Origin of the sequence: Rhizobium sp. BR 314 (assembly GCF_047445805.1) — a bacterium.
Taxonomy (GTDB): domain Bacteria; phylum Pseudomonadota; class Alphaproteobacteria; order Rhizobiales; family Rhizobiaceae; genus Rhizobium; species Rhizobium lusitanum_B.
In genome coordinates this window covers 1-2,075 of the sequence record NZ_JARWLA010000102.1, presented here as the reverse complement: position 1 = coordinate 2,075, position 2,075 = coordinate 1, and the positions used below count along the sequence as shown (strand labels likewise).

The 2,075-nt window shown below is 57.8% G+C and carries 3 protein-coding genes and 1 pseudogene; all 4 read left to right on the top strand.

What is annotated here, in order from left to right; all coding sequences use genetic code 11:
* On the top strand, positions 1-282 hold a 282-nt coding region (gene tnpB / locus QD461_RS36570; RefSeq protein ID WP_414091632.1), incomplete at its 5' end, for an IS66 family insertion sequence element accessory protein TnpB.
* Positions 283-326: 44 nt separating this feature from the next.
* Positions 327-575, top strand: a pseudogene (locus QD461_RS36565) (IS66 family transposase); the annotation flags it as partial.
* Positions 576-1,217: 642 nt separating this feature from the next.
* Positions 1,218-1,676, top strand: a complete 459-nt coding sequence (locus QD461_RS36560) for a reverse transcriptase N-terminal domain-containing protein (RefSeq protein WP_051043303.1) — start codon at positions 1,218-1,220, stop codon at positions 1,674-1,676.
* A gap of 129 nt (positions 1,677-1,805) precedes the next feature.
* Positions 1,806-2,075: transposase (locus QD461_RS36555; protein ID WP_414091631.1), on the top strand; the 270-nt coding region annotated here is incomplete at its 3' end.

The following is a 2,075-nucleotide window of genomic DNA, read 5'->3' as shown; positions in this document are numbered from 1 at the left end:
ATGCAGGGGTTGGCTCTCATCGTGCAAGAGGGGCTTAGCCGCAATCCGTTCCAGGGCGACGTTTTTGTTTTCCGCGGGAGAAATGGTCGATTGATCAAGGCCCTATGGCATGACGGTGTCGGACTATCGCTTTATGCCAAAAAGTTAGACCGCGGGCGGTTCGTCTGGCCGTCTGCGGAAGGCGGCGCGATAGCGATATCGCCTGCGCAGCTTTCTTATTTGTTGTCCGGAATTGATTGGCGCCATCCGCAGGAAACCTCTCGTCCGACGAAGGTCGGATAGCATTATTATATTGAAAATGTTGAGTGAATCTGATCAGATGGCTCATGGTATCGAAGCCCTCCGATCTTCCTGCGGACCTTACAAGCGCCTATCGGGCGCTGCTTTCCGAGCGTGCGATCCTTCAGGCCGAACGCGATGTCGTTGCCGCCGAGCGGGACATCGCGGTGGCCCAAGCTGCCAATGCACAGGCCATGCTGTCGGACAGCGAGGCGCTGATCGTCAGTCTGGAACTGGCGATCGAAAAGCTCCGGCGCGAACTGCGCGGTCAGAGGTCCGAGCGCACGGCGCGTCTGAATTACAGCTCGAAGAGCTCGGTGCGACGTGAAGTCGCTTGAATAATTGTTCGAAAGGGAAAGGAGAAAAACCACGCAGAGAACCTGACGTTCCGTCGTCTGTAGCCTACCGGCACATGCGGGATTGGCAACAATCCGGTGTGAAGCTGCCGGGACAATGTAGCCGGGCCCTCGGGCCGTGCGGAAGCCGTGAGGTGGAGGCATCATCTGCGAGCATCGACGCGGATCGGGCGCTAGGCTGGGCGGTATGACCAACTCAAGTGAACTGCTGTACTCGTCGTCATCGAGAACAAGCCAAAGATGCTGACAGGCTTGAACCAAAAGGTGCACGGTCGGATGCTTCCCGCTAGTTTGGAAGCACACGGACAACATGACCGCCGGCGAAAAGGCAGGGTCTAACCCGCTCCTGTTATTCAAGTGAAACACGGTAAGCCCGTATCCCCGCCCGGCAACGGGCAGGCCGACCGCAAGGAACGCTGTCGGAGGTGCGGGTAAAGGATGTTGGAGAAAGCGAAGGCCGTGCTGCAATGGCGCGGATAGGGGTTATGGGCAACCAACATCACCCCGCCCGAAAGGGAGCAGACTTCCGACTGGTCTCTCATCGCGAGAGAACAGGCAGAACCCTTACAGGAGGAAAAGCAAATGGCGGTCATGAAAATGACTGGTGCAGCCTCCCGCGGAACGGCGGACTGGAACCAGATTGACTGGAGCAAGGTTCGACAATCCGTGCGGCGGCTGCAAGTGCGTATCGCGAAAGCAGTTCGGGAACGCCGCTGGGGCAAGGTAAAAGCCTTACAACGGCTGCTGACCCACTCGTTCAGCGGCAAGGCATTGGCCGTGAAGCGAGTAACGGAAAATAGAGGAAAGAGAACACCCGGGGTGGACCGGACCATCTGGGACACACCCGGGAAATGCATCGGAGGATTATCGTCACTCAAACGGCGAGGGTACGGGCTGACGCCAATCCATTCGATCCGGCGTGGGATGGTTACTTCGCCCTACGGCGACACCAACCCTCGCCACGAGCGGATAAGCTCGATCCACGATCCCACTCCCTTTTATTATCACCGGAACCGGTGGCTCTCGTCGCTGAGGGCTTAGCAGAGGCTTGAGCTGCATGCCGGGAAACTGGCACGTGCAGTTCTAAGCTCAGAGGCTGCCTCAAAAAGAGGTGGGTGATTTCAACAGGTTATGATTCCTTCGGATTTGCGAGATTCGATGGAGAACACGATGGCCTGGACCAAAATCACCCGTCGGCAATATGCCCGGCGAACGGCACGCTACGTAAGCGATATGACGGATCGGGAATGGGGTCTGGTTCAGCCTTTCCTGCCAATGCCGCGCCGCTTGGGCCGCCCGCGGACCACGGATTTGCGAGAGGTGGTGAATGCCCTGCTTTACATCGCCACAACTGGTTGCCAATGGCGGATGCTGCCGAAGGATTTTCCACCCTGCTCGACCGTCCAGCGCTATTTCTATGAATGGAGAGCGTTGGGACTT

What these genes read in the sequence shown, in the direction of transcription:
- QD461_RS36560 (WP_051043303.1), top strand. Translation starts at nt 1,218, where the DNA reads ATGGCGGTCATGAAAATGACTGGTGCAGCCTCCCGCGGAACGGCGGAC.